The 25,919-nt window shown below is 64.6% G+C and carries 23 protein-coding genes; 19 read left to right on the forward strand and 4 right to left on the reverse strand.

All coding sequences use genetic code 11. The annotated features are described in order from the left end of the window. Window positions 1–45: 45 nt before the first annotated feature. The 18 genes from AC1MCD_RS10055 (at window position 46) to AC1MCD_RS10140 (ending at window position 20,580) form a co-directional block, all read left to right on the forward strand. Complete coding sequence (locus AC1MCD_RS10055; protein WP_498671567.1) at window positions 46–777, forward strand: HAD family hydrolase; 732 nt, start codon at window positions 46–48, stop codon at window positions 775–777. Continuing rightward, window positions 774–1,937, forward strand: a complete 1,164-nt coding sequence (locus tag AC1MCD_RS10060; RefSeq protein ID WP_498671568.1) for a site-2 protease family protein — start codon at window positions 774–776, stop codon at window positions 1,935–1,937. Before AC1MCD_RS10055 ends, AC1MCD_RS10060 begins: the two co-directional genes overlap by 4 nt. Window positions 1,938–2,047: 110 nt before the next feature. Further along, on the forward strand, window positions 2,048–3,124 hold the full coding sequence (locus AC1MCD_RS10065) for a tRNA (adenine-N1)-methyltransferase (RefSeq protein WP_498671569.1): 1,077 nt from the start codon (window positions 2,048–2,050) through the stop codon (window positions 3,122–3,124). Window positions 3,125–3,207: 83 nt separating this feature from the next. Continuing rightward, complete coding sequence (gene arc, locus AC1MCD_RS10070) at window positions 3,208–4,959, forward strand: proteasome ATPase (RefSeq protein ID WP_477709046.1); 1,752 nt, start codon at window positions 3,208–3,210, stop codon at window positions 4,957–4,959. Next, window positions 4,956–6,629, forward strand: a complete 1,674-nt coding sequence (gene dop, locus AC1MCD_RS10075) for a depupylase/deamidase Dop (protein ID WP_498671571.1) — start codon at window positions 4,956–4,958, stop codon at window positions 6,627–6,629. Before arc ends, dop begins: the two co-directional genes overlap by 4 nt. Window positions 6,630–6,714: 85 nt before the next feature. Continuing rightward, on the forward strand, window positions 6,715–6,918 hold the full coding sequence (locus tag AC1MCD_RS10080; protein WP_498671573.1) for a ubiquitin-like protein Pup: 204 nt from the start codon (window positions 6,715–6,717) through the stop codon (window positions 6,916–6,918). A gap of 79 nt (window positions 6,919–6,997) precedes the next feature. Next, complete coding sequence (gene prcB / locus AC1MCD_RS10085) at window positions 6,998–7,819, forward strand: proteasome subunit beta (protein WP_498671575.1); 822 nt, start codon at window positions 6,998–7,000, stop codon at window positions 7,817–7,819. A gap of 1 nt (window position 7,820) precedes the next feature. After that, entirely contained in the window at window positions 7,821–8,540 is a 720-nt protein-coding gene (gene prcA, locus AC1MCD_RS10090; RefSeq protein WP_498671576.1) for a proteasome subunit alpha, read from the forward strand. 1 nt (window position 8,541) lies between these two features. Beyond that, complete coding sequence (gene pafA / locus AC1MCD_RS10095; protein WP_498671580.1) at window positions 8,542–9,906, forward strand: Pup--protein ligase; 1,365 nt, start codon at window positions 8,542–8,544, stop codon at window positions 9,904–9,906. A 109-nt stretch (window positions 9,907–10,015) separates the two neighbouring features. Continuing rightward, the gene (locus tag AC1MCD_RS10100; protein WP_498671581.1) at window positions 10,016–10,975 is read left to right on the forward strand and encodes an FKBP-type peptidyl-prolyl cis-trans isomerase; all 960 of its coding nucleotides are present in this window, start codon (window positions 10,016–10,018) and stop codon (window positions 10,973–10,975) included. Between the two features lie 38 nt (window positions 10,976–11,013). Then, entirely contained in the window at window positions 11,014–11,409 is a 396-nt protein-coding gene (locus AC1MCD_RS10105; protein ID WP_056340002.1) for an FKBP-type peptidyl-prolyl cis-trans isomerase, read from the forward strand. A 115-nt stretch (window positions 11,410–11,524) separates the two neighbouring features. After that, complete coding sequence (locus tag AC1MCD_RS10110; RefSeq protein ID WP_498671583.1) at window positions 11,525–13,510, forward strand: helix-turn-helix transcriptional regulator; 1,986 nt, start codon at window positions 11,525–11,527, stop codon at window positions 13,508–13,510. A gap of 10 nt (window positions 13,511–13,520) precedes the next feature. Further along, a complete protein-coding gene (locus AC1MCD_RS10115; protein WP_498671585.1) occupies window positions 13,521–13,874 on the forward strand; it encodes a hypothetical protein in 354 nt (117 codons plus the stop codon). Between the two features lie 32 nt (window positions 13,875–13,906). Beyond that, a complete protein-coding gene (gene tatA / locus AC1MCD_RS10120; protein WP_498671586.1) occupies window positions 13,907–14,197 on the forward strand; it encodes a Sec-independent protein translocase subunit TatA in 291 nt (96 codons plus the stop codon). Window positions 14,198–14,245: 48 nt separating this feature from the next. Then, window positions 14,246–15,040, forward strand: coding sequence for a twin-arginine translocase subunit TatC (gene tatC, locus AC1MCD_RS10125; RefSeq protein ID WP_498671589.1), 795 nt, complete (start codon window positions 14,246–14,248; stop codon window positions 15,038–15,040). Between the two features lie 24 nt (window positions 15,041–15,064). Then, window positions 15,065–17,989, forward strand: a complete 2,925-nt coding sequence (locus AC1MCD_RS10130) for a DEAD/DEAH box helicase (RefSeq protein WP_498671591.1) — start codon at window positions 15,065–15,067, stop codon at window positions 17,987–17,989. 85 nt (window positions 17,990–18,074) lie between these two features. Then, the gene (locus AC1MCD_RS10135; RefSeq protein ID WP_498671594.1) at window positions 18,075–19,730 is read left to right on the forward strand and encodes an amidohydrolase; all 1,656 of its coding nucleotides are present in this window, start codon (window positions 18,075–18,077) and stop codon (window positions 19,728–19,730) included. A 106-nt stretch (window positions 19,731–19,836) separates the two neighbouring features. Then, window positions 19,837–20,580 (forward strand): polyprenol monophosphomannose synthase, encoded by a 744-nt coding sequence (locus AC1MCD_RS10140; protein WP_498671596.1) that lies wholly within the window; start codon window positions 19,837–19,839, stop codon window positions 20,578–20,580. A 171-nt stretch (window positions 20,581–20,751) separates the two neighbouring features. Here the strand turns inward: AC1MCD_RS10140 and AC1MCD_RS10145 are convergent, their stop codons facing one another. The 4 genes from AC1MCD_RS10145 to AC1MCD_RS10160 all read right to left on the reverse strand — a co-directional run bounded on the left by AC1MCD_RS10145 (window position 20,752) and on the right by AC1MCD_RS10160 (window position 23,829). Beyond that, on the reverse strand, window positions 20,752–21,099 hold the full coding sequence (locus AC1MCD_RS10145) for an RNA polymerase-binding protein RbpA (protein ID WP_003802221.1): 348 nt from the start codon (window positions 21,097–21,099) through the stop codon (window positions 20,752–20,754). Between the two features lie 277 nt (window positions 21,100–21,376). Beyond that, window positions 21,377–22,318 carry an SPFH domain-containing protein gene (locus AC1MCD_RS10150; RefSeq protein ID WP_498671599.1) on the reverse strand — a complete coding sequence of 314 codons (942 nt, stop codon included), beginning with the start codon at window positions 22,316–22,318 and terminating at the stop codon, window positions 21,377–21,379. Between the two features lie 56 nt (window positions 22,319–22,374). Next, window positions 22,375–22,839, reverse strand: a complete 465-nt coding sequence (locus tag AC1MCD_RS10155) for an NfeD family protein (protein ID WP_498671601.1) — start codon at window positions 22,837–22,839, stop codon at window positions 22,375–22,377. Window positions 22,840–22,941: 102 nt separating this feature from the next. Continuing rightward, on the reverse strand, window positions 22,942–23,829 hold the full coding sequence (locus AC1MCD_RS10160) for a putative RNA methyltransferase (protein WP_498671602.1): 888 nt from the start codon (window positions 23,827–23,829) through the stop codon (window positions 22,942–22,944). A 107-nt stretch (window positions 23,830–23,936) separates the two neighbouring features. Here AC1MCD_RS10160 and AC1MCD_RS10165 point away from each other — a divergent pair, with 107 nt between their 5' ends. Beyond that, window positions 23,937–25,919, forward strand: coding sequence for a S9 family peptidase (locus tag AC1MCD_RS10165; protein WP_498671604.1), 1,983 nt, complete (start codon window positions 23,937–23,939; stop codon window positions 25,917–25,919).

Genomic DNA, 25,919 nt, shown 5'->3' on the forward strand with positions numbered 1-25,919 from the left:
GCGTACCCCCCGCTGGCGTTCAGCCTTGCACCGTAGACTGAACGCATGCGATCCTCACCCTCCGATTCACCACTCCGCGCCGTTCTTTGGGATATGGACGGCACCATCGTGGACACAGAACCGTACTGGATCGCCGCGGAACACGCCCTTGTGGAAGCTCACGGAGGCACGTGGTCCCACGCGCAGGCCACCCAACTGGTGGGGCAGGCCTTGACGTTTTCGGCCGGCGTCCTGCAGGAGGCGGGTGTCCGGCTGGACACCAGGCAGATCATCGACGCACTGACCGCGGAGGTCATCGAGAGCGTCCAGCGTGCCGTCCCGTGGCGTCCCGGCGCGAGGGAGCTGCTGGATGACCTGCACCAGGCAGGTGTGCGGTGTGCGCTCGTCACCATGTCCGAGGGGCCTTTGGCCCGCGAGATCGTGGCAAGCCTGCCGAAGCCCTACTTCGAGTTCCTGGTGACGGGAGACACCGTTACGCAGGGCAAGCCCCATCCGGAGGCATACCTGAAAGCGGTGGAACTGCTCCAGGAGGCTGATCCAGGGCTGACCATCGATCATTGTGTTGCACTGGAAGACTCGGCGCCCGGGGTCGCTGCGGCCCTTGCGTCAGGGGTGGCCACGGTGGCCATACCCCATATCGTTCCCCTCCCCGACGATCCCCGGCACACAACCTGGGCTTCGCTTGCGGGGCGTACAGTCTCAGAGCTGGAGGCCATTGCGGCCGGCAGCCTGGGAGCCCCGGCAGGCCAGGCGCCGACGTTTGGGAGCCTGTCTTGAGCGACACGCCCGCCCCCGCCCGCAGGGAGGGAATCCGGCTCGGCCGGATCGCCGGGATCCCCGTCATCCTGGCCTACTCGTGGTTTGTGATTGCAGCCTTTACGGTCATTGTCTACGGACCCGTCCTGCTGCAGCGAAATCCGGGATTCGGCATTACCGCCTACTACGTGGCCTTCGCCTATGCGCTGCTGCTGCTTATTTCGGTTCTTGTCCACGAGCTGGCCCATGCCCTCACGGCCAAGATCTACGGCTGGCCCACGCAGAAGATCGTGCTGAATCTTTGGGGCGGACATACCCAGTTCGAGAACTTCACGGCCACCCCGGCCCGCTCCGTCATCGTGGCGCTGGCTGGACCGGCAGCCAACCTGGTCCTGGCGGGCGGTGCCTGGCTGGTCCTGTCCGGCAGCAGTTTGGGCATTGTGGGGGACACCCTGACCAACATCTTCATGTGGGCCAACTTCGTCATTGGAATCTTCAACGTCCTTCCCGGACTCCCGCTGGACGGTGGACGGATTGTGGAATCTGCCGTCTGGAAGGCCACTGGCAGCCAGGCCAAGGGCACTGTCGCCGCGGGCTGGGCGGGTCGCGTCATTGTGGTGGCTTTGGGCTTCTGGTTCATTGCGATGCCGCTGCTGGCCGGCGTGACACCTGACTTCAGCCTCTTGATGATCACCGTCCTCGTGGGCGGATTCCTGTGGATGGGCGCCAGCGCAGCAATCCAGCAGGGCACCCTGCGCGGCAGGCTGCACCTGGTGAGCGCAACCGCTTTGGCGACTCCCGCCGTCGGAATACCTGCGACCGCCACTGTGGCCGAGATCCGCCGCCTTCTAACGGAGGGGACTGCGGTTGTTACGTGCGGGCCGGAGGGGCGGCCGGAGGGTGTGGTGGACGTGCGTGCCCTCGCTGCGGTTCCCGACTCCGCTGCGGCTTCCACCCCTGCGACGGCGGTATCGTATGCACTTGTGGCAGGCGCCTATGTACCCGAATGGTCCCAGGGGCAGGAGCTGATCCAGTATCTTTCCCAGCTGGAGGGCCGTGAATATGCCGTGGTTGACCACCGCGGTGCTGTGACAGGACTGTTGTCGCAAAACGCGATAGTGAGCGCCATCACTGGCAAAGCGGTCCGCCCAAAGAAACACCCGCAGGGCCAAAACCGGTAGAGTTACGTGCCGGCCATGCACTGCCGCCGGAAGGCCGCCCGGGACCTGAACGAGCCGGGCGGACATTTTGCCTGCGTGGCCCCACAGTCTTACAGGAGCGAGGAAATTTCATGAGCAGCGAATCTGCCGCCGACACCGCAACACCGTCCACCACAGCGCTGACCACCACAGGTGGGGCTGCGAACGGTGTACAGCCGGTAGGGGCTGCCCGCCGCCGCGGTCCCTTCCGTGAAGGCGAGCGGGTCCAGCTGACCGACGAGCGCGGCCGCATGAACACCATCACTCTCGAAAGCGGGGGCGCCTTCCACACGCACCGCGGTTTCCTGAACCATGATGAAATCATCGGTCAGGCAGACGGTTCGGTTGTAGTGAACAATGTTGGCCAGCAGTACCAGACGCTGCGCCCGCTCCTCTCGGATTTTGTCCTCTCCATGCCCCGCGGTGCCGCAGTGGTGTATCCCAAGGACGCCGGACAGATTGTCACGATGGCCGATATCTTCCCGGGCGCGAGGGTTGTTGAAGCCGGCGTGGGTTCGGGCGCACTGTCCATCTCGCTGCTCCGCGCCGTGGGCGACAACGGCTACCTGCACTCCTTCGAACGCCGTGAAGAGTTCGCAGACATTGCCCGCGGCAACGTGGAGACCATCTTTGGTGGCCCCCATCCCGCCTGGAAGATCTCGCTGGGCGATTTCCAGGAAGAAGTAGTCCGCAGCGAGGCTCCCGGTTCCGTGGACCGCGTGGTCCTGGACATGCTGGCACCCTGGGAGTGCCTCGACGCCGTAGCCACTGTGCTGGCACCCGGCGGCGTCTGGATCAACTACGTCGCCACCGTTACCCAGCTGTCCCGGACCGCGGAGGCCATCCGCGCTGATGGCCGTTTCACCGAACCGGACGCCTGGGAGTCCATGGTCCGCGGTTGGCACCTGGAAGGCCTGGCCGTGCGCCCGGACCACCGTATGGTGGCCCACACCGGGTTCCTCCTGGTCACTCGCCGGCTGGCCGACGGCGTTACCGGCATTTCAGTCAAACGCCGTCCCTCGAAGACAGGCTTCAACGAGGAAGATGTCAACGCCTGGACTCCCGGCGCCGTTGGCGAACGGCTGGTCTCCGACAAGAAACTCCGCAGGGCAGCACGTGATGCCATCGCCGGCACCAACGTCAAGGACGGCCCGGAGATCACGAACTAGTCCACATTTCGGGAGTCTCCAGCAGTACCTGCCAACTTGGGGCTAAGGTCTTAATAAGAAGCGCAGGAAGGGGCTGATGCATCATGGAGACGCCGAATCAGGACTCGGGACGGACACCGGCGGAGCAGTCTGCTGCCAACGAGCTGTCGGTTGCGGACAGGCAGGTCAATGTCCTTCGGGACAAACTTAGGCACATCGACCGCCAGCTTGCCGCTGCAACGCAGAACAATTCCAAGTTGGTCAGCATGCTGGAAGCGGCGAAAGCCGAGATCCTGCGCCTGAAGAACGCCTTGGATCAGGAGGGCCAGCCCCCCTACAGCTTCGGCACCATCCTCCAGCTCAATCCCAGGCGCATGCCATCAGCTGGCAACAGCGGGCAGGCAGCCACCGAGGAATCCGCGGATATCTTCAATGCCGGCCGGAAGATGCGCGTGGGAATCAGCCCGCTGGTGAACATCAGCCAGCTGTCCGTCGGCCAGGAAGTCCTGCTCAATGAGGCACTCCTGATTGTTGCCGGCCTCGGTTATGAGCGGGCCGGCGAGCTGGCGACCCTCAAGGAAATGCTGGGCACGGACCGCGCGCTGGTGGTTGGCCGGGCGGATGAGGAACGCGTCATTAGGCTGTCCGGCGCCCTCCTCAACGAAAAGCTCAGAGTGGGCGACGCACTGTCAATCGATTCGCGCACCGGTTACGCGCTCGAGAAAGTGCCCCGCTCCGAGGTGGAAAACCTCGTCCTCGAAGAAGTCCCCGACATCACCTATGAGGATATCGGCGGCCTCGGTCCGCAGATCGAGCAGATCCGGGATGCTGTGGAGTTGCCGTTCCTGCACCCGGACCTTTACCGGGAACATGGCCTGAAGGCCCCCAAGGGCATTCTGCTGTACGGCCCGCCAGGCTGCGGCAAGACCCTTATTGCCAAGGCCGTTGCCAACTCCCTTGCTGCGCGGGCGGCGGAGCGGACCGGCAATGTGGATCTGAAGAGTTACTTCCTCAACATCAAGGGCCCGGAACTCCTGGACAAGTACGTGGGGGAGACGGAACGGCACATCCGCCTGATCTTTTCGCGGGCCAGGGAGAAGGCCTCGGACGGCAGCCCGGTAGTGGTCTTCTTTGACGAGATGGACTCACTCTTCCGCACGCGCGGCACCGGGATCTCCTCCGACGTCGAGACCACCATCGTGCCGCAGCTCCTAAGCGAGATCGACGGCGTGGAGCGGCTGGACAATGTCATTGTCATTGGGGCATCCAACCGTGAGGACATGATTGATCCCGCCATCCTCCGCCCGGGCCGTCTCGATGTGAAGGTCAAGATCCAGCGGCCCGATGCAGAAGCCGCTGCGGACATTTTCAACAAATACATCACCACCGACCTGCCGTTCCATGAGTCGGACCTCGCCGAACATGACGGCGACGTCCAGGCCACGGTGGACGCCATGGTCCAGCGCACGGTTGAAGCCATGTACTCCACGGAGAAGTCCAACGAGTACCTGGAGGTCACCTACGCAAACGGTGACACCGAGATGCTCTACTTCAAGGACTTCAACTCCGGCGCCGTGGTCCAAAACGTTGTGGACCGGGCCAAGAAGTACGCCATCAAGGATCTGCTCACCCTGCATCAGAAGGGCCTCCGGATCGAGCACCTGCTGCGCGCCGTGGTGGACGAATTCCGCGAACACGAGGACATGCCAAACACCACCAATCCTGATGACTGGGCACGGATTTCCGGTAAGAAGGGGGAGCGGATCACCTACATCCGCACCATTGTGCAGGGCAAGGCCGGACAGGAGCCGGGTAAGTCCATCGAAACGATGCCCAGCACGGGACAGTACCTATGACCGCAGTCCCGGAACGCCGCATCGGGGACGCACTCCCCGCCGGCGGTGCCATGCGCGTCATGGGTGCGGAAACGGAGTACGGCATCCACGCGCCGTCCGCACCGGGAGCCAACGCCACCATGATGTCCGCGCGGGTTGTCCAGGCGTACGCCCAGGTGACGCGGCAGCGCGCAGCTGGTGGGGCCGAAACCCGGTGGGACTACACCGACGAGGAGCCGCTGCACGATGCCCGCGGCTGGACCCTTGAACGCGCCTCTGCCCACCCCAGCCAGCTCACGGACCAACCGCCGGTGCTCGACGCCGAGGCCGTGGCGTTGGCTTACGGGCGCGAGGAGCTCGAACTGGACGGCGAGGACGAGGCCGGCAGCCTGCTCATGAACATGGTGCTCGGGAACGGCGCCCGGCTCTATGTGGACCACGCCCACCCGGAGTATTCCAGCGCCGAGGTGACCAATCCCCGGGACGCAGTGATCTGGGATGCGGCCGGGGACCTGGTGGCACTGGCAGCGGTCCGCCGCCTCGCTTCGGACCCCGAGCTCCCGCCGGTCAACCTTTACAAAAACAACACTGACAACAAGTCAGTCTCGTACGGCTCCCACGAGAACTACCTCATGCCCCGCTCCGTGCCTTTCGGGGACATCGTGCGTGGGCTGACACCGTTCTTCGTCACACGCCAGATTATCTGTGGCGCGGGGCGGGTAGGCCTCGGGCAGGACAGTTCCACGCCCGGCTACCAGATCAGTCAGCGGGCGGACTTTTTCGAAGCCGAAGTGGGGCTGGAGACCACCATCCGCCGTCCCATCATCAATACCCGCGATGAACCTCATGCCACCGCCGACAAATACCGGCGCCTGCATGTCATCATCGGGGACGCCAATCTCAGCCAGTCCTCGAATTACCTCAAGTTCGGCACCACAGCTCTCGTCCTGAGCCTTATCGAGGCCGGCCTGGCGCCCAAGGTGGAGGTCTACGAGCCGGTGCAGGCCCTTCAGGCGGTCAGCCACGACACTTCACTCACCGCCAAGATCAGGCTGATGGACGGCCGCCGGGTGACGGCTCTGGACTTGCAGTGGATGTACCACGAGGCAGCGGCCAAACTGGCGCAGGACACAGGCGTTGCCGACGCCGTTGACGGGGACGGCCACACCCACGACGTTCTGGAACGCTGGGCCACCACCCTGACGCAGCTCGATTCAGACCGGAACGTGGCTGCCACCTCCGTTGAATGGCTCGCAAAACTCTCCCTGCTGGACGGTTACAGGGACCGCGACAACCTCGCCTGGAATGATGCCCGGCTTGGCCTGGTGGATCTGCAGTGGGCCGATATCAGGCCCGAAAAGGGGCTGTATTACCGCTTCCTGGCCAGGAACCGCATGCAGCGGATTGTCGACGACGCCGCGATCGCCGCGGCCGTGACCGAACCGCCGCCGGACACGCGTGCATTCTTCCGCGGACGCTGTGTCAGCAGCTTCGGCAAGGACGTGGTGGGGGCCAGCTGGGATTCTGTCATCTTCGATGTCCCGGGCTACGGCCGGCTGCAGCGAGTGCCGACGAGGGAGCCGCTGCGGGGCACCAAGGCCCTCACGGGAGGACTCTTCACCCGCCACCGCACGGCCGGACCGTTCCTCGCTGAACTCCTTGGCCACAACACCGCTCCGCCTCCGGCGTAAACCGCGCCGACGGGCGCGGAGCGTGGCAATATGGGCGTATCAGCAGATCCGCCCGGATCCGATGATTGCAGAAGGAGAGATTAAGATGGCAGGCCAGGAACAGCAGCAGCCACAGTCGCGGGACAGCGAAGTCGAAGAAGACATCCCCGAGGCGCCACCAGCGGCCCCCGATGCGCAGGCTTCGGCCGCCACCCAGGGCGTCGATGACCTCCTGGATGAAATCGACGGCGTGCTTGAGTCCAACGCCGAGGAATTCGTCCGCGCCTTCGTCCAAAAAGGCGGCCAGTAACCCGGATCCCAGCGGGGCGGTAGCCGCACCGGCCGGAAGCTGTAACGACGTAGACGGACCACGTTCAAGGAGTGCACCAGTGCAGGAATCAACCGCCAATCAGGTAGCCGGCAACGCGACGTCGTCATTTACCGAGCATCTGCAGCGGGACCGGCCGGACCTGCTCCCGTACAACCGTTCACTGAACGCGTCAACAGCGCCGGCCGCGCCGCTGCAAGTGCCGCACGCCACCACCATCGTGGCGATGAGCTACGGCGGAGGGGTGCTGATGGCCGGGGACCGGCGCGCCACGATGGGCAACGTCATTGCCAGCCGGCACATCGAAAAGGTCTTTCCGGCGGACCGGTACTCGGTACTGGGCATCGCGGGCACGGCCGGTATCGCCATCGACCTGACGCGGCTCTTCCAGGTGGAGTTGGAGCACTACGAAAAAATTGAAGGCACACTCCTTAGCCTGGATGGCAAGGCCAACCGGCTTGGCGCCATGATCCGCGGGAACCTGCCCATGGCCCTGCAGGGACTCGCAGTGGTTCCCCTGTTTGCGGGTTTTGATACCACTGCGGGGGTGGGCCGCCTTTTCTCGTACGACGTCACCGGCGGCCGGTACGAGGAACGCGAGCACCATACGGTGGGCTCCGGCTCGGTTTTTGCCCGGGGCGCCCTGAAGAAGCTCTGGCGCCCGGGCCTGTCAGAAGCCGAGGCGGTCTCCGTGGCCGTGGAGTCACTCTATGACGCGGCCGACGACGACTCCGCCACCGGTGGCCCGGACCCGGTCCGCCAGTTGTGGCCGGTGGTTTATGCAGTGAACCGCGACGGGGCAAGGCGCATTCCTGAATCGGAGCTCGCGGCGGTTGCGGGCAGCATCATCGAAGCCAGGTCCGCCGAACGACGGGAGGCCTGAGATGACGCAGCAGTTCTATGTTTCGCCCGAACAACTGATGAAGGACCGTGCGGACTTCGCACGGAAGGGCATCGCCCGGGGCAGGTCCGTGGTTGTCATCAGCTGCCAGGACGGGATCGCCCTGGTGGCGGAGAACCCGTCCCCGTCGCTTCACAAGATCGGTGAGATTTACGACAAAATTGCCTTCGCAGCTGTTGGCAAATACAACGAATTTGAAAGCCTGCGCCAGGCAGGTGTCCGGTACGCCGATGTCCGCGGCTATTCCTACGACCGCGAGGACGTCACAGCCCGCGGCCTGGCCAGCGTGTACGCGCAAAGCCTCGGCGCGGTTTTCACCGCTGAGCAGAAACCCTTCGAAGTGGAACTTGCCGTGGCCGAAGTGGGCCCCACCCCGGAACAGGACCACCTGTACCGGCTGACGTTCGACGGGTCGATCGCGGACGAACAAGGCTTCATCGTGATGGGCGGCCAGGCAGAGCGGGTCTCGGCCGTCATTGCCGAGGGCTGGCGATCGTCGCTGCGGTTCACCGACGCCGTCCGGCTGGCAATCGGCGGCCTTGCCAGCGGTACTGAGCAGGGCGAGGCAGGAGCAACCCTTCCGGCGAAGGCCGTGGAGGTCGCCGTCCTGGACAGGCAATCGGAAACGGCCCGCGGGTTCCGCCGGGCTTTCCGGCGATTGAACGACGCCGATATCACGGCGCTGCTGGCGGAGGAGGACTGAGATGGACAAGAGAATCTTCGGTATTGAAACCGAATTCGGGATCTCGTATTCGAGCCCGGACTCACGGCCGCTGGCGCCGGAGGAGGTGGCCCGGTACCTGTTCCGCAAAGTGGTCAGCTGGGGCCGTTCATCCAACGTGTTCCTGACCAACGGTTCGCGGCTGTACCTCGACGTCGGCTCGCACCCCGAGTACGCCACTGCGGAATGTGACGACCTCGCGCAACTCATTGCGCACGACCGGGCCGGCGAGCTGATCCTTGACGACCTCGTGGATGAGGCGCAGGCGAGGCTGGCGGCCGAGGGTTTCAACGGCACCGTCTACCTCTTCAAGAACAACACCGATTCTGCCGGGAACTCCTACGGCAGCCACGAGAACTACCTGATTCCGCGCCGGGGCGAATTCTCCCGGCTGGCAGAGATCCTCATACCCTTCCTGGTCACCCGTCAGCTGATCGCCGGCGCAGGCAAGATCCTGAAGACACCGCATGGCGCAACTTTCGCGTTCTCGCAGCGCGCAGACCACATCTGGGAAGGGGTCTCGTCGGCCACCACCCGGTCGCGTCCCATCATCAACACCAGGGATGAACCGCATGCTGACGCTGAATTCTTCCGGCGGCTCCATGTCATTGTGGGCGACTCGAACATGTCCGAAACCACCGCCCTGATTAAGGTGGGCACCGTGGACCTCATTCTCCGCATGATCGAAGCGGGAGTGATCATGCGGGACATGCGGATGGAAAACCCCATCCGCAGCATCCGGGAGATCTCCCATGACCTCAGCGGCCGTGCGCTGGTCAGGCTCGCAAACGGCCGCCAGCTCACCGCACTGGAGATCCAGCAGGAGTACTTGACGAAGGTCACGGCCTTTGTTCAGGAGCATGGCGCCCACAACCCGCACGTCCCCATGATCCTTGACCTCTGGGAACGGACGCTGAAGGCCATCGAGAGTGGCAACACCAGCACCATCGACACGGAAATCGACTGGGCCATCAAGAAGAAGCTAATGGACAACTACCGCGAGCGGCACAACCTGGGCCTGGACGCACCCCGGATCGCCCAGTTGGACCTGACGTACCATGACATTTCGCGGACGCGTGGCCTCTATTACCTGCTGCAGTCCAGGGGAGCAGTCCGCCGCGTTGTGGAGGACACCGTTGTCAAGGACGCCGTGGACGCACCGCCGCAGACCACCCGCGCGAAGCTTAGGGGCGACTTCGTCCGCCGGGCGCAGGAACTGGGCAGGGACTACACCGTGGACTGGGTGCACCTGAAGCTCAACGACCGCGCCCACCAGACCATCCTGTGCAAGGATCCTTTCCGCAGCGTCGATGACCGGGTGGAGGCTCTCCTCGGCTCTATGGGCTGACGTTCAGGTTCAGGGGCTATCCTTGACAGGGCCATTCTTTGGCCCTGCAGCGGTGCCGGGCGCCTGTTCCGGTATCGCGTCCACCCTGCCCCGACGAAAGTTCTCTTACGTGCGCCGACTCCTAGCAATCCTTCTCCCCGGTCTGCTGCTGCTTACCGCTTGTGGCGGTTCGCCCGCGGCACCGGAACCCACCAGCCAGTCGGCCGGTGACACTGCCAAGTTCGACTCCCTGAAACTGACGGACAACGGGGACAAAAAGGCTCCCGGCGTGGAGTTCTCCAAGCCGCTGGAAGTTACGGAGCCCACTGTCAAAGTGGTCACCGAAGGCGACGGCGACGCAGTCAAAGCCAATCAGGTCGCCAACATCTCCATCCTCGCCGTAAGCGGCGCAGATGGTTCAACGCTCGAAGACACCTTCGCGGGCGAACCGGAAGCACTCGAGCTCAGCGATGACATGAAGAGCGGAAACTCTCTCATCTACAACGCTTTCGTGGGCGCCAAGGTCGGTTCCACCCTGGCTCTCGCCGTTCCCGGTCAGGCGGCCGCGCCCGCCAGTGCCGCACCGGACGGCACCACGCCGAGCAGCGCTGCCCAGCCAACGCAGCTGCTGCTGATCAAGCTGATCTCCGCGACGGACGTCACGCCACCGCTTGAAAAGCCCGAAGGCGAGACAGTTAACCCGCCCGCCGGCCTCCCCACCGTTAAGGACAACGACAAGGGTATTCCGGAGATCTCCGTGGACGGCGCCGCTGCGCCGACAGCCCTCATCGCCCAGGACCTGATCAAGGGCAAGGGCGTCGCAGTCAAGGAAACCGACACGCTCACCGTCAACTACGTCGGCGTGAACCTCGTCGGCGGCACCAAATTTGATTCGAGCTTCGACCGCGGCCAGACTGCCAGCTTCCCCTTGACCCAAGTGATTAAGGGCTGGACCCAGGGTCTCGCAGGCAAAACGGTGGGCTCCCGGGTCCTCCTGGTCGTCCCGAAGGACCTCGCATACGGTGATGCCGGCCAGGGCGAAGCCAAGGGTGACCTCGTCTTTGTTGTGGATATCCTCGGCGTCAAGTAACTTCCAAACCGTCACGCACTCAAACAAAAGGAGCAACCATGTCATTTGGTCAGCGCGATTTCGACCGCCAGAAGCCCGAAATTGACTTCCCGCAGGGTGACGTCCCCACGGAACTTGTCATCACCGACCTGATCGAAGGTGACGGTGCGGAGGCCAAAAAGGGCGATACCGTCTCCACCCATTACGTCGGCGTGGCCTGGTCCACCGGCGAGGAATTCGATGCTTCCTGGGGCCGCGGCGCGCCGCTGGACTTCCGCGTCGGCGTCGGCCAGGTCATCCAGGGCTGGGACCAGGGCCTGCTGGGCATGAAGGTGGGCGGCCGCCGTCGCCTGGAGATTCCTTCCGAGCTGGCCTACGGGTCCCGCGGGGCCGGTGGAGCAATCGGCCCCAACGAAGCACTGATCTTTGTGGTGGATCTCGTCGGCGTACGCTGACCGGAACACCGTAAGGTCGCCGAAAGGCCGGAAGGCGCGGTAACAATCAGGAGCTGTTTTCCTGTTGTTGCCGCGCTTTCTGCTTTCCGCGGGTGAGTTTAGTAACGTAGCCAGAGTGTCCGTATCCCGTACTGAACGCCTGCTGAACCTGCTCATAGCCCTTTTGAACACCAAGTATGGCCTGCGCCGCGCGGAGCTGCGGGTGAAGGTCTATCACGATACCTCCGGCAACGACGTCGCGTTCGGCCGGATGTTTGAACGGGATAAGAACGACCTTCGCCAGTTTGGCTTTGATGTGGAAACCGTGACTGACCACGGGTGGAGCGAGGATGACCCGGCCACCACCCGCTATCGCATCGGCAAGGAATCAAACCGCCTGCCCGACGTCCAGCTCAGCCCGGGGGAGTGGACGGTCCTGCTCCTGGCTTCCCAGCTGTGGGAGCGCGCCGCGCTGGGCACCGCCGCTGCCAACGCACTCCGCAAGCTCCAGGCCTCCGGCACGCTCTCCGACGTCGAACTTCCCCTGGGTGTGCAGCCGCGGATCAGGCCGGCCGGACAGGCGTTCGATGACGTGGTGGCGGCCATGCACGCCCAGCACCCGGTCAGCTTCCCCTACCTGGCCGGTACCACGGGCAAGGAAGAGCAGCGGACGGTGGAACCATGGGGCCTCGGCAGCCGTTTTGGCCAGTGGTATCTGACCGGCTTTGACCGGTCCCGCCAGGCGCCTCGTCATTTCAGGCTCTCCCGCTTCACCGGTCCCGTCTCCGTGTTGGACAGAGAAACCTACTCGCCGCCGCCGAACTTCAACATCCGTAAGGAACTGGACCGGCTTCCCGAACTCCCGCTCCGCACCGCCGTCGTGGACGTCCGGGAGGGCCGTCTCCTGGGCCTGCGAAGGCGCGCGACGCCGGCGGCCGCCACCATCGCGGGAACGCCCGACGGCGGCGACGAGCGGCTGCAGGTGGACTTCAGGGACGTTGAGGTACTTGCCGAGGAGCTGGCCTCCTACGGTCCGGACGCCGTGGCCCGTGAGCCCGAAGGACTGGTGGCGGCCGTGCGGCACCGCCTGCACAACGCTGCAGCCTTCTCCGCCGCTCCGGTGCCGGACTACCGGTTTGCCGACTCCCCACCCGGCCGGTCCGTCCGGAAACGTACCTCTGAGGACCAGCTCAAACGGATGCTGCAGTTGGTGCCGTTCCTGGTCCACAACCAGGGCCTGCACATCCAGGACGTCGCCGCACGCTTCGGGATCACACCCGGCGAGCTGGAAAGTGACCTCCGGATACTCATCTGTTCGGGGCTGCCTGAGGGGTACCCGGATGACCTTTTGGACATCCACTGGGAGGAAGGCCACGTTTTCATCACCCAGGATCTGGACCTTACCCGGCCCGTCCGCTTCACCGTGGACGAAGCCTGCGCCCTCCTGACCGGCCTGGAGACACTCAACGGCCTGCCTGAACTTGCCGAGGGCGGCGCCTTGGAGTCCGTCACCCTCAAGCTGATGGCAGCGGCGGGGGAGGAGGGGCTGCGCGCGGCCTCGCTGGCAGGTCCGGAAGTCGGGCCCACGGATTCGGCCGTCCTGGACGTCGTCCGGAACGCCATCCAGGACCGGTCCCAACTGCGGCTGGTCTATTTGTCCCCCCAGCGGGACCAGTTTTCCGAACGGGACGTGGACCCACTCCGCCTGTACTCCCTGGACAACACCTGGTACTTCGAGGCGTACTGCCACTCTGCCGGGGGTTTGCGGAACTTCAGGCTGGACCGGGTCCAATCGATTGCGCCGAACGGCCGGCCCGCCTCCACACAGGTCCGGCCTGAGGAAGGTTTCCCGGCCAAGTTGTTCACGCCCAACGACGACGACATCACCGTCCTGGTGCAGCTCACCAGACAGGGCGCGGGCCTTGCCGATGATTACTATGCGGAAAGGGTGGCGCCCCTGCCGGGCGGGGGGCTGGTGGCCGAAATCCGGTTCGGCAACACCACCTGGCTGCCCATGTTCGTGGCACAGCATGGCGGCGCCGCCCGGATTCTCGAACCTTCAGGGCTTGCGGCTGCAGCGCGGAGCTGGATCGAGGCGGCCCTCGCGCGGTACGGCAGTTAGACTCGTCAGCATGCCTTGGTGGTCTTGGATCCTGATCTGGATAGCGCTTGTTGCGGTGTCCCTACTCTTTTATGTCCTTTTGGGCATCCGGCTGTACCGCCAGGCCATGGCCGTACTGAAGGACCTTGGCGCCGCCAGTACCAAGCTCGGGCACCTGGCACCGGTCATGGCCTCCGCCACCAGCGAGCTGCAGCATGCCACGGCCGATCAGCCGGGCGCCGCCGTTTTTGCCTCGCCCGCCCAGATGCGACATGATTACGACGCATCCAAGTCATCCCGCCGGGAGAACCGCCGCCAGAGGCGCGTGCAGCGAAAGAGCGATCGGGGCCAGCCCCAGTCACTTCGCGATCTGGATCTCAGTTAGACGTAGGATGTTGTTAGAGGAAAGGAATTCCCGTGGGAAGACTCTTTGATGGCCCGTGGCCAATTGTCATTATCATCGTCGTTGCGCTGTTGCTCTTTGCTGCGCCGAAACTCCCTGCCATGGCCCGCAGCCTTGGGCAGTCCATGCGGATCATCAAATCCGAAGTCAAGGAAATGAAGAACGACGGCAAGGCCGATTCCACCGACACCGAGTCAGGACCCGTGGAAGGCAAGATCGTTAATCACCCGCAGGCGAATCCTGCACCGACTCAGCCCGGTGAGCCGACCAACGGCACCGACGTTCCGCCGTCGAACCGCGCATAACGCAAAGTGGCACTGACGCGGGGCCGTAAATCCAACCCAGAGGGGCGGATGGCACTTTGGGATCACCTCAAAGAGCTCAAGAACCGGCTGATTAAATCGGCAATTGCTGTGCTGGTCGCTGCCGTGGGCGGCTGGTTCCTTTACGACCCCGTCGTCACCAGCCTGTCGGCTCCGCTGATTTCCATCGCGCAGGAGACCGGCAGGACGGCGGTCCTTAACTTTGCAACCATCGCGGACCCGTTCGCGTTCAAGATCCAGATCGCCATCCAGATCGGGCTGGTGATTTCCAGCCCGGTGTGGATCTATCAGGTCTGGGCGTTCATCACCCCCGGGCTGACCAGGAAGGAACGGGGCTACACGCTCGGCTTTATGGCCGCCGCCGTACCCTTGTTCCTTGCCGGCGTATTTGTGGCCTGGCTGGTGTTCCCCACGGTAGTGCGGGCCCTGCTCCAGTTCACGCCGCAGACCGGTGCCAACAACATTTCCGCCACCGATTACCTCACCTTCGCCACGCAGATGCTGCTGATCCTGGGCATTTCGTTCCTGGTGCCCGTGATTCTGGTGGGCATCAACATGGCGGGCGTGGTGCGGGGCCGGACCATCCTCAAAGCCTGGCGGATCATCGTCTTCCTGGTCTTCGTCCTGGCCGCCCTGGCCGCACCAGGGACGGACGCCTTGTCCATGTTCCTGCTGGCTGCTCCGCTGCTGGTCCTGTTTTTCGCCGCGATCGGGCTGTGTATTGTCAACGACAATCGCAAAGACAAGCGGCAGGCCAAACGGGCCGCCGAGACGGACGCAACAGCCGACATCCCCACCCCCGGCAGTGAACTGAATAACCTGTAGCGCGCAGCGCACTAGGCTTGAAGCATGTCCTCTATTTCCGGGCCGCTCTCGCCCTCCGAAAGTTACCGGGCCAGCACGGAACGCACAGCCGAGGCGCGCACGTACCTCGGCGGGTTTGTCCGCACCCTCGATTTTGAACTCGACGAATTCCAGCGCCTCGCCTGCCGGTCCCTCCAGGAAGGCAGGGGAGTGCTGGTGGCCGCACCGACCGGCGCCGGCAAAACCATCGTCGGGGAATTTGCCATTTACCTCGCGTTGGAGCGCAACCTCAAGGCGTTCTACACCACGCCCATCAAGGCGCTGAGCAACCAGAAATTCACCGAACTCGCTGAAAAATACGGAGCAGAGAATGTCGGGCTCCTGACCGGTGACACCAGCATCAACGGCGACGCCCCGGTGGTGGTGATGACCACCGAAGTACTCCGGAATATGCTGTACGCCGACTCCGCCACCCTGGACGACCTTGGCTTTGTGGTCATGGATGAGGTCCACTACCTCGCGGACCGTTTCCGCGGCGCAGTGTGGGAGGAAGTGATCATCCACCTTCCCAGCGAAGTCCAGGTCGTCTCACTCAGCGCCACGGTTTCGAATGCAGAGGAGTTCGGCGCGTGGCTGGACACCGTGCGCGGCGACACGGACATCATCGTCTCAGAGCACCGGCCCGTGCCCCTGTGGCAGCACGTGATGGTGGGGCGGGAGATCGTGGACCTGTTCGCCGGTGAAACCACCTTCGACGAAATCGCGCCGCCGGCGGACGCTGAGACAGGTGCACCCATGCCGGTTCGGGAAGAGTTGGAGCCGGGACGGGATTCCACCACGGGCGGTGGCGCCGCCGGCCGGGGATTCGAAGTCAATCCTGACCTGCTGGCCATGGCCCGCAGCGAAAGCCAGGAGAGCTTCCGTGGGCGGTTCGGCCACGGTGGGCGAAGCCAGCGGCGGCAGCAGAGGCAGCGGTCGGACGGGCGCCCTACACAGGGGGCCCAGCCCGGCGCCGCCCGGAGAGCCAGCCGGCCCCAGGTGATCGCCAGCCTGGACCGGCAGGACCTGCTGCCCGCCATCACGTTCATTTTCTCCCGGGCCGGCTGCGACGCCGCCGTGGCCCAGTGTGTCTCCTCGGGTCTCTGGCTGACCACGGAGAAGGAGCAGCGGATCATCGCCCAGCGCGTTGACGAGGCCGGGCAGGACATCCCGTCCGATGACCTGGACATCCTCGGCTTCTGGACATGGCGGGAAGGCCTGCTGCGGGGATTCGCCGCCCACCACGCGGGCATGCTGCCCACCTTCAAGGAAGTGGTGGAGAAACTCTTCGTCGAGGGGCTCGTTAAGGCTGTCTTCGCCACTGAAACTCTCGCCTTGGGCGTGAACATGCCAGCCCGCTCTGTGGTCCTGGAGAAGCTGGACAAATTCAACGGCGAAGCCCACGTGGACATCACTGCGGGCGAATATACCCAGCTGACCGGCCGGGCGGGCCGCCGGGGCATCGACGTCGAGGGCCATGCCGTTGTCCTCTGGCAGCCAGGTACGGACCCGGCGGCGGTGGCAGGCCTTGCCTCACGCCGGACGTACCCGCTGAATTCCAGTTTCCGGCCCACCTACAACATGAGCATCAACCTGCTGGCCCAGTTCGGCAGGTCCCGTGCCCGGGAAATCCTCGAGTCCTCGTTCGCGCAGTTCCAGGCGGACCGCTCCGTGGTGGGCCTCGCCAAGCAGGTGCGCAGCAGGGAAGAGTCCCTCACGGGGTACGCCAAATCCATGACATGCCACCTGGGCGATTTCACCGAGTACGCCCGGCTGCGCCGCGAACTGTCCGACGCCGAAGACGTCACCTCACGCACCAAGTCACGCGCCCGGAAGTCCCTGAACGAGGACTCCTTGGCCCGGCTGATGCCCGGTGACGTGGTGGACGTGCCGGGAGGGCGGGCTCCCGGGCTGGCCGTTGTGCTCAGTTCGGACCACAGCGGCCGGGAGCCACGGCCGGCAGTCCTGACACTCGATAACCAGCTTCGCCGGATCGGCACCGAAGACCTGGAAGGCCCCATTGCTCCGCTGACCCGGATTCGGATTCCCAAGGCGTTCAACGCCAAAGTCCCCAAGTCCCGCCGCGACCTCGCCTCGTCGGCGCGTAATGCCTTGCGCGAAAACCGCCCGCCGGCGCCCGGCCGGAGCACGGACTTTGGACTGGGCAGTGTCATGCCCAACCAGGAGAAACGGATCACGGATCTGCGCCGGGCACTCCGGGCCCACCCGTGCCATGGCTGCAGCGAGCGTGAGGACCATGCCCGCTGGTCCGAGCGCTGGTGGAAACTGCGCCGTGAAACGGATGGTCTGGTCCGCCAGATCCAAGGCCGCACCAACACCATCGCCAAGACCTTCGACCGGGTGTGCGACGTACTGTCCGCCTATGGCTACCTTGAGGCCGGCGCGGATGGTCGCCTGTCCATCAGCACCGACGGCCAGCGCCTCCGCCGGATTTACGGCGAGAAGGATCTTCTGATCTCCCAGTCGCTGCGTCTGGGCGCCTTCAATGACCTCGACGCCGTCGAGGTTGCCGCCCTGGCGAGCGTGCTGGTCTACCAGGCCAAACGCGAGGACAGGGGCCTCCGCCCGCGGATGCCGAGCATCTCCCTCGAAATGTCGGTGGACCTTGTAGTCCGTGAATGGTCGGCACTGGAAGACGTGGAAGAACAAAAGAAGCTGCCGCTGACCGGTGAACCGGAGCTGGGGCTGGTGTGGCCCATGTACAAGTGGGCGAAGGGCCGGCACCTCCAGGAGGTGCTGAACGGCACGGACCTGGCGGCAGGTGACTTTGTGCGCTGGGTCAAGCAGGTCATCGATCTCCTGGACCAGTTGGCCAAAATTCCCGGCTTGGATCCGCGTCTGGCCCGGCTGTGTTCGGAAGCCATTTCCCTGATCCGCCGCGGCGTTGTGGCTTACTCCTCGGTCCTCTGAGGCAACAGCCAGCAGGCCATTCCAAAAATGCAGTTTTCATGTACCGGCAGCATTTGCTGCGTCCCTTATCCAGGAGCTTTGCCCCATGACTGAACGATCCACCGTGCACACCCCGTCCGAACGGAAGGTAATCCTGTACCGCAACGGCTCGGTGTACTCCGCAGCGGATCCGCTGGCCACCGCCATGGTGGTGGACGGCGACACCGTTGCCTGGGTGGGATCCGAACAGGCAGCGTCCTCGATTGCCGACTCCTCCATGGAGATCATCGATCTCCGCGGTGCCCTCGTCGCGCCGGGGTTTGTGGACTCGCACGTACACCTCACGGAGACCGGTATTGCGCTGGATGCCCTGCAACTTGGCGGTGTCCGTTCCGCCCGGCAGCTCCTCGACGCCGTGGCTGCCTCCCGGGGTGAGAGCCCGGTCCTGGGTCACGGCTGGGATGATTCGGCCTGGGAAGATCCCGCCCTGCCCACAGCCGAAGAACTGGAGCAGGCCGCCGGCGGCCGTCCTGTCTTCCTGTCCAGGGTGGACGCGCATTCGGCCCTGGTGTCCTCGTCACTTGCCGGTGACGCCGGGCTGGCCGGCCTCGACGGCTATGACTCGGGTGCACGGGTCCTGCGCGCCGCGCACACTGCGGCGCGCCAGCAGGCGCGGCGCCTGCCCGACTCCCGTGTCCGCAGCTACCAGCAACGGGCACTCAAGGAGGCGGCTGAAAACGGCTATGTGGCCGTCGCGGAGATGGCGGCGCCCCACATCAGCGGAGTCGCCGATCTTCGGCTCGCCGCCGCATGGAACATTGACGCCGCTGAGGGAGCTGTGCCGGAGGTGCTGCCGTACTGGGGCGAACTGGCCACCTCGGAGGAACACGCCAGGCAACTGCTGGACGGTCTCGGCGTCCCTGTGCGCGGCCTTGCCGGTGACCTGAACATTGACGGTTCCCTGGGTTCCCGGACGGCAGCTTTGCGGGAAGGCTATACAGACGTGCCGGGGGAGCGGGGCAGCCTGTACGTCACCGCCGCGCAGGCCGGTGCCCACCTGGCAGCCTGCTCCCTCCTGGGCATCCAGGGTGGTTTCCATGTCATTGGCGACGCCGGGCTCGACGCCGCACTGGAGGCACTGGAGCTCGCCGCTGCGGAAGTGGGGGAGCAGCGGATCCGTGCTGCGGGCCACCGTTTCGAACACGTGGAATTGGCAGACGCCAACGCCGTCCAGCAGCTTGCCCGGTACGCCGTCACGGTCAGCGCCCAGCCCCGCTTCGACGCGGCCTGGGGGAACGACGGCGGGATGTACCAGCAGCGCCTCGGCGACCGCAGCCGGTCCATGAATCCATTCGCCTCGTTCTATTCCGCCGGCGTTCCCATTTGCTTTGGCAGCGACAGCCCGGTGACGCCGCTACGGCCCTGGTCGAGTGTGCGTGCGTGCCTGGAACACCACAACCATAACGAACAGATCTCTGCGCGAGCAGCCTTCCTGGGACACACGCGGGCTGGCTGGCGTGCGGCCAAGTACCAGAACCCGATGGCCGGACAGCTGGTTCCCGGCGCGCCGGCGAGTTTCGCCGTCTGGGACGTTGAAGAACTGATGGTCCAGGTGTCGGACGGGCGCGTCCAGTCGTGGAGCACGGATCCGAGGGCCCGCACGCCGCTGCTTCCTGCGCTGGACACCGGCACCGACCCCGTTTGCCTGCAGACCGTCAGGGACGGCCAGGAGCTCTTTTCCAGTCCGGCTCTGCGTTCCTGATCCGATACGCAGGTCAGCGCCCTATAATGGGTAGTTGCGCCTGCCAGCCAGCTGCTCAGCTGATGATCAGGTGCTCCGACCGCTCCCGTCCAGGAAAGGCCCCTTAGTGCGCGTCCTTACCATTATTCCGACCTACAACGAGCTGGAATCGCTGCCCAAGACCCTCCAGCGCCTGCGGGCAGCCGTACCCGCCTCGGACGTACTGGTGGTGGACGACAACAGCCCGGACGGTACCGGGCAACTGGCGGACAGCATCGCCGCCGATGACGCACAGGTTCACGTCCTTCACCGCAAGGGCAAGGAGGGCCTGGGCGCCGCCTACATTGCCGGGTTCAAGTGGGGCCTTGAGGCTGGCTATGAAGTCCTGGTGGAAATGGATGCCGACGGCTCCCACCAGCCCGAACAACTGCCCCAGCTGCTGGAAGCCGTCGAACAGGGCGCCGACCTGGCGATGGGCTCCCGCTGGGTCCCGGGCGGCAGCGTGGTCAACTGGCCGCTGTACCGGCAGGCGATTTCACGCGTTGGCAGCACTTACGCAAGGCTCATGCTGGGCCTGAAGATCAAGGACGTCACCGGTGGCTACCGTGCCTTCCGGAGGTCCACGTTGGAAAAACTCAACCTCGACGCGGTCGATTCGGTGGGTTATGGGTTCCAGGTGGATCTGGCATGGCGGGTAGCCAAGATGGGCCTCAGGATTGAGGAGCGACCCATCACGTTCGTTGAACGCGAGCTGGGCGCCTCCAAAATGAGCGGCAACATTGTGGTTGAGGCCATGATCAACGTCACCCGCTGGGGCCTGCAGGCACGCTGGAATAAGCTCCGGGGCAAGAAGGAGCCGGCCCAGGGCTGACCCCCGGTCCGCTTCGCAAGGCAGCGGGATCGCTCCCAGGGAGCTCTCCTCAACGGAACTTGCGGGGAATACAGAAAGGGCCGGCCCGGCGACGTGAATTACGTTGCCGGGCCGGCCCTTTTTTAACTTGTTCAGTGTGCCTCGGTCAGAGAGGCTGTGACCGCCAGTGGGTCAGGCGCTGCGCCGTTCACCGCGGCGTTCGCGCAGGATGGTCAGCCGGTCCTCGAGAATCTGCTCCAGCTCCGGGAGGGAACGCCGTTCCAGGAGCATGTCCCAGTGGGTACGGACAGCTTTTTCGTTGCTGGTATCGGGCCGTTCGCCGTCTACCAGGAGCGCTTCTTTGCCAGTCTTGGAAACCCACACAGGAGGAATTTCAGCCTCGGAAGAGAACGTGACGAAAACCTGCTCGCCGTCCTCGCACCGGTATTCCACACGCTGACGCGGGGCCGGCTCTACGCCGGACTCGGTCTCCATGCTCTGCGCGCCAAGCCGCATACCCCGCAGGCTGCGATCGCTCATGTTTTCTCCCTCTGGTCGGTTCGCGGAGCAAGGGCCCCACGCAAGCCGGTGCAATACAACCGCCCCGGACTACTGTGTGCACTGTGATGCATCTTTAGATTCAACGCATTGCGAAGCATTCTTGTTCCAGCGGATCTGGTCCGGCCGGACAAACACTCAATTATACCGGTCGGAGTCCCCGCTACCAAACGAGGCAGCGGGCCTGGGTAGCAAAAGGTAATGGCCGCACCGCCTCAATGGCGGCGCGGCCACTACCCGAAATAATTCCGGGTCGGCCTCAGGGCTGCTTGGCGGGTTCCTCGTCGAAGAGTCCGCCACCGGTGCGCGGATCAGGATTGGTACCCCCGAGCGCGTTGCCGATGCCCTTCAGTGCTTCCCCGACTTCGCTGGGAATGATCCACAGCTTGTTGGAGGACCCTTCCGCAAGCTTCGGGAGTGTCTGCAGGTACTGGTAGGCGAGCAGCTTCTGATCGGGGTTCCCCTTGTGGATGGCGTCGAAGACCTTTTGGATGGCCTGTGCTTCACCGTCCGCGCGGAGGATGGCCGCCTTGGCGTCACCTTCTGCCGCGAGGATCGATGCCTGCCGCTGGCCTTCGGCCGTCAGGATGGCCGACTGCTTGGTGCCTTCCGCGGTGAGGATCGCAGCGCGGCGGTCGCGCTCGGCCCGCATCTGCTTCTCCATGGAGTCCTGGATCGAGTGGGGCGGATCAATGGCCTTCAGCTCGACGCGCGAAACGCGGATGCCCCAGCGGCCGGTGGCCTCATCCAGGACACCGCGCAGCTGACCGTTGATCTGGTCGCGGGAGGTCAGTGCCTCTTCGAGGTTCAAGCCACCAACGACGTTACGGAGGGTGGTGGTGGTGAGCTGTTCCACGGCCTGGATGTAGTTGGCGATTTCATAAGTGGCCGCGCGCGGATCGGTGACCTGGAAGTAGACCACCGTGTCGATGGAGACCACCAGGTTGTCTTCGGTGATAACCGGCTGCGGCGGGAAGGAGACCACCTGTTCCCTGAGGTCCAGGAGCGGCAGGAGCCGGTCCACAAACGGGATCAGGATGGTGAGTCCCGGGTTGAGGGTGCGCTGGTATTTACCAAGGCGTTCAACGACGCCGGCCCTCGCCTGCGGAATGATCCGCACCGAACGGACCAGAACAATAATCACGAACACGATTAGGACCACCAGCACAATGGCCAAGGCGACTCCTCCTGCGTTATCCATACATCTCCCTATCCCCAATAATTAGGCTGTATCCAACACTGTTAGCGACGTTAAAACTACGACGGGTCTGTCTGCTCCTGCGGTGCGGTCACCACGGCTGTGGCACCGTCGATGGCTGAAACCACGGCCTTTTGGCCGGCGGGGAGTACAACGCCGGCGGACCGGGCGCTCCACACATCGCCGCCGATTTTGACCAGGCCGCCGGTGGAGCTGACTGCTTCCATCACCAGGGCTTGCTCGCCGATGAGCCGGTCCACATTGGTGCGCTGTTCGGCGGGGCCCTTCTTCAAGTGGCTGAGGGCGACCGGGCGGACAAAAGCGATCATCAGCAGGGACACCACACAGAAAACCACGATCTGCAGCCACAGGTCTGCGCCGGCAAAATCCGCAACGATGGCAGCGAGTGTTCCGCCGCCGAGCATGATGAAGAACAGGTCAAGGGTGATCATCTCGATCACCGCGAATGCGAGGAAAGCCGTGAGCCACAAAGCCCACCAGTTTTCACCGAGCCATTCAAACATTCCGTCCCCCTTGACCATCCGGTAGCTGTCTATTTATCCTAGTCCGCCGGAATGCCGCACGGCAGGTGGCGGGGAAGGGGGCCGCCGAACGTGGCCAAGTCGTTACGCGGCAGGCTCCCCCGGGCGGAAGACCGTGATCCTGAAGAGGGCTTCCACCGCCGAGGACGGCTCTGAAATGTTCAGTTTGGCGGCAATTGCTGCCCGGACCAGATGATGCCCCGCCGGGCCCATAAACGCCAGGTCAGCCATCTCACTCGGGGTCAGCATCAACCGGATATCAACGTCGCGGGCTGATTCCGGGAGGAAGTAGGGGGCCAGGGACTCTGCCAGCCGGGCATCCTTCTCCTCTTCTATCGCCAGCATCCCGGTTTGAGCGGCCAGGGACGCCAGGTGCCCCGGCCGCGGCGTCACCACCACCAACCGGCCGCCGGGGCGCATGACCCGGGCAAATTCGGCGGCGTTGCGGGGCGCAAAGATGACAGTCACCACGTCGACGGCGGCGTCCGCCACCGGTAGCGGCTGCCACACGTCGCAGGCCAGATTGACGGCTTCCGGGTTGAGGCGGGCGGCGCGCCGCAAAGCGAATTTGGAGATGTCCAGCGCGACGGCGGTGACGTCGTCGCTGACCCGCCTGGCGACGTCGAGCACTGCCCGCAGGTAGTGGCCGGTCCCGGTTCCCGAATCGAGCACCGTGAAGGGTGTCCCGGCGGAGACCTGGGCGGCGACGGCAGCTGCGACGGCCTCAGCCAAGGGGCGGTAGTGGCCGGCGTCGAGGAAATTGAACCGGGCCGCCACCATGTCCGCCGAGTCAGCTTCGAACACTGTGCCCCTGCCCACCAGCAGGTTGAAGTACCCCTGCTTGGCCGCATCAAAGTTGTGCCCGGCTCCGCACATCAGTGCTGGACGGGACCCTTCCCCGGCGAGGGAACGGACCGTCAACGGGGCGCCGCACAGCGGGCAGCGCAGCAGAGGGGGAGGGGAGGACGGCATAGCCACTATCTTAGGGCGGTGCCGGACCCGTCGCCGGGCATGGTCCGACGCACATGGCGCGACGCGCCGCTGTCCGCTGTGGGTTGGCGCAGGTTAGGCTCACGTGGGTGAAGCCAGAACACCTATCGCTGTTGAATTCCGTTTCGCCGCCGGCAGTGCATCCGGACGGAAGCCGCGCTGTTGTGTCGGTGAACAGGCCGGATCTGAACGTTGATTCATATGTCGGTCAGTTGTGGACTGTCCAGTTGGATCAGGAGAAGCTGCCGCGTCGGATCACCCGGGGCTTCCGGGACACCGCTCCGGCCTTTTCGCCAGACGGACTGGTGCTGGCGTTCCTGCGGACCGACGGGCCGACGTCGAAGGCGCAGCTTTGGGTGGTGGAGGCCGACGGCGGCGAACCGCAGGTGATCAGCGACAGGCTTCTGGGTGTGGAGACTTTCTCGTGGTCTCCTGACGCACACCGGATAGTTTTCAGCTCGCGCGAGCCGGAGGCCGGACGGTACGGCACCGCTGCTGACGTCGCGGCCGAGGCAGAAAGGCCACGCCTGATTTCCACTCACCAGTACAGGCTTAACGGCGTGGGCTACACACGCGACAGGCCCCGGCAGCTGTTTGTCGTAGAGGTCCCCGAGCTCGGGGGCGAGCCTGGTGCGCCCCGGCCTGAAGCCCGCCAACTAACCTCGCTGGCCACGGATGCCGGCACCGGGACCTTTAGCGCGGACGGGTCCGCGGTCTATTTCACAGCATCGCTCCCGGCCGACGACGACGGACTGGCCACCGCCATCTACCGGGTGCCAGGCGCGGGAGGCGAGCCCGTGGCTGTTGAACTGGCCGCCACGACGGCGCAGTCAGTGGTGGACGTCCGCGAATCCAAGGACGGCCGATGGCTGTTCTACACTGCCCGGGACCTGGGCGCTTCCGGGAGGGATTTTGTGGCGCAAAATGCCGTGCTGTTCTGCGTGCCCGGCGGAGGCGGCGAGCCGGTGCCGTTGACGGACCCGGAGATGATGGACGTTTCCGCGCCGGGCAGCCGGATTGAACTTCGCGGTCCGGACCGCGCCCTGGTCCTTAACAATGCGCAAGGCACCGTGGAGCTCCTCGAGTTGGGGGCAACAGGCGGCCATTCGTTGCCGGTGCACGGGGACAAAACCGTGACCGGAGCCGCGTGGGCGGGCGGCTCGCTGTTCGTGGCTTTTGCCGACCCTTCCACCAGCGGGGACCTTGCCGTGCTGGAGGACGGACAGTTGCGGATCCTGACGGACTTTTCGGCTGACCTGCGGACCAGGACAGACATCGTGGTGCCACAGGAAGTCACCTTTGACGCGCCCGACGGCTATCCGGTGCACGGCTGGGTGTTGCGGCCCGCCGGTCAGGGACCCCACCCCGTCCTGCTGAACATCCACGGCGGACCGTTTACCCAATACAACGTGACTCTGTTCGACGAGGCCCAGGTGTACGTGGCGGCCGGGTACGCGGTGCTGATGTGTAATCCGCGGGGCTCCGCAGGCTATGGCAGGGACCACGGGCTGGCCATCAAGGGTCGGTTTGGGACGGATGACATGCAAGACGTGCTGGCGTTCCTCGACGGCGCGCTGGCGAAATTTCCCGCGCTCGACGCCGGGCGGCTGGGGATCATGGGCGGCTCGTACGGCGGCTACCTCACCGCCTGGACCATCGCGCACCATCACAGATTCCAGGCCGCCATCGTGGAGCGGGGATTCCTGGACCCGATCAGTTTTGAGGGCTCTGCCGATATTGGCTGGTACTTCGGCGGCGAGTATCTCGGCGACTCTGCGGATGCTATGGCTGCGCAGAGCCCGCTCGGCCACGTAGCTCAGGTCCGTACACCAACCTTGGTGATCCACAGCGAAAATGACCTTCGTTGCCCGTTGGAACAGGGCCAGCGGTACTACACGGCGTTGAAGAGGCACGGAGTGGAAGCTGAACTGCTGATATTCCCTGGTGAAGACCACGAACTTTCACGGTCAGGACGGCCGCTGCACCGGCTGCAGCGGTTCGAGCACGTCCTCCGCTGGTGGTCCCGGTTCCTTCCAACAGCCGCGAACCCCGCCGAGGTACCGCTGGGGTAA

It is taken from the genome of Arthrobacter sp. BF1 (assembly GCF_056680215.1).

Excerpts from the sequence above, each read along its gene's own strand:
- AC1MCD_RS10055 (WP_498671567.1), top strand. The coding sequence starts at position 46 with ATGCGATCCTCACCCTCCGATTCACCACTCCGCGCCGTTCTTTGGGAT.
- AC1MCD_RS10065 (WP_498671569.1), top strand. The coding sequence starts at position 2,048 with ATGAGCAGCGAATCTGCCGCCGACACCGCAACACCGTCCACCACAGCG.
- arc (WP_477709046.1), top strand. The coding sequence starts at position 3,208 with ATGGAGACGCCGAATCAGGACTCGGGACGGACACCGGCGGAGCAGTCT.
- dop (WP_498671571.1), top strand. The coding sequence starts at position 4,956 with ATGACCGCAGTCCCGGAACGCCGCATCGGGGACGCACTCCCCGCCGGC.
- AC1MCD_RS10080 (WP_498671573.1), top strand. The coding sequence starts at position 6,715 with ATGGCAGGCCAGGAACAGCAGCAGCCACAGTCGCGGGACAGCGAAGTC.
- prcA (WP_498671576.1), top strand. The coding sequence starts at position 7,821 with ATGACGCAGCAGTTCTATGTTTCGCCCGAACAACTGATGAAGGACCGT.
- pafA (WP_498671580.1), top strand. The coding sequence starts at position 8,542 with ATGGACAAGAGAATCTTCGGTATTGAAACCGAATTCGGGATCTCGTAT.
- AC1MCD_RS10105 (WP_056340002.1), top strand. The coding sequence starts at position 11,014 with ATGTCATTTGGTCAGCGCGATTTCGACCGCCAGAAGCCCGAAATTGAC.
- AC1MCD_RS10115 (WP_498671585.1), top strand. The coding sequence starts at position 13,521 with ATGCCTTGGTGGTCTTGGATCCTGATCTGGATAGCGCTTGTTGCGGTG.
- tatC (WP_498671589.1), top strand. The coding sequence starts at position 14,246 with ATGGCACTTTGGGATCACCTCAAAGAGCTCAAGAACCGGCTGATTAAA.
- AC1MCD_RS10130 (WP_498671591.1), top strand. The coding sequence starts at position 15,065 with ATGTCCTCTATTTCCGGGCCGCTCTCGCCCTCCGAAAGTTACCGGGCC.
- AC1MCD_RS10135 (WP_498671594.1), top strand. The coding sequence starts at position 18,075 with ATGACTGAACGATCCACCGTGCACACCCCGTCCGAACGGAAGGTAATC.
- AC1MCD_RS10145 (WP_003802221.1), bottom strand. The coding sequence starts at position 21,099 with ATGAGCGATCGCAGCCTGCGGGGTATGCGGCTTGGCGCGCAGAGCATG.
- AC1MCD_RS10150 (WP_498671599.1), bottom strand. The coding sequence starts at position 22,318 with ATGGATAACGCAGGAGGAGTCGCCTTGGCCATTGTGCTGGTGGTCCTA.
- AC1MCD_RS10155 (WP_498671601.1), bottom strand. The coding sequence starts at position 22,839 with ATGTTTGAATGGCTCGGTGAAAACTGGTGGGCTTTGTGGCTCACGGCT.
- AC1MCD_RS10160 (WP_498671602.1), bottom strand. The coding sequence starts at position 23,829 with ATGCCGTCCTCCCCTCCCCCTCTGCTGCGCTGCCCGCTGTGCGGCGCC.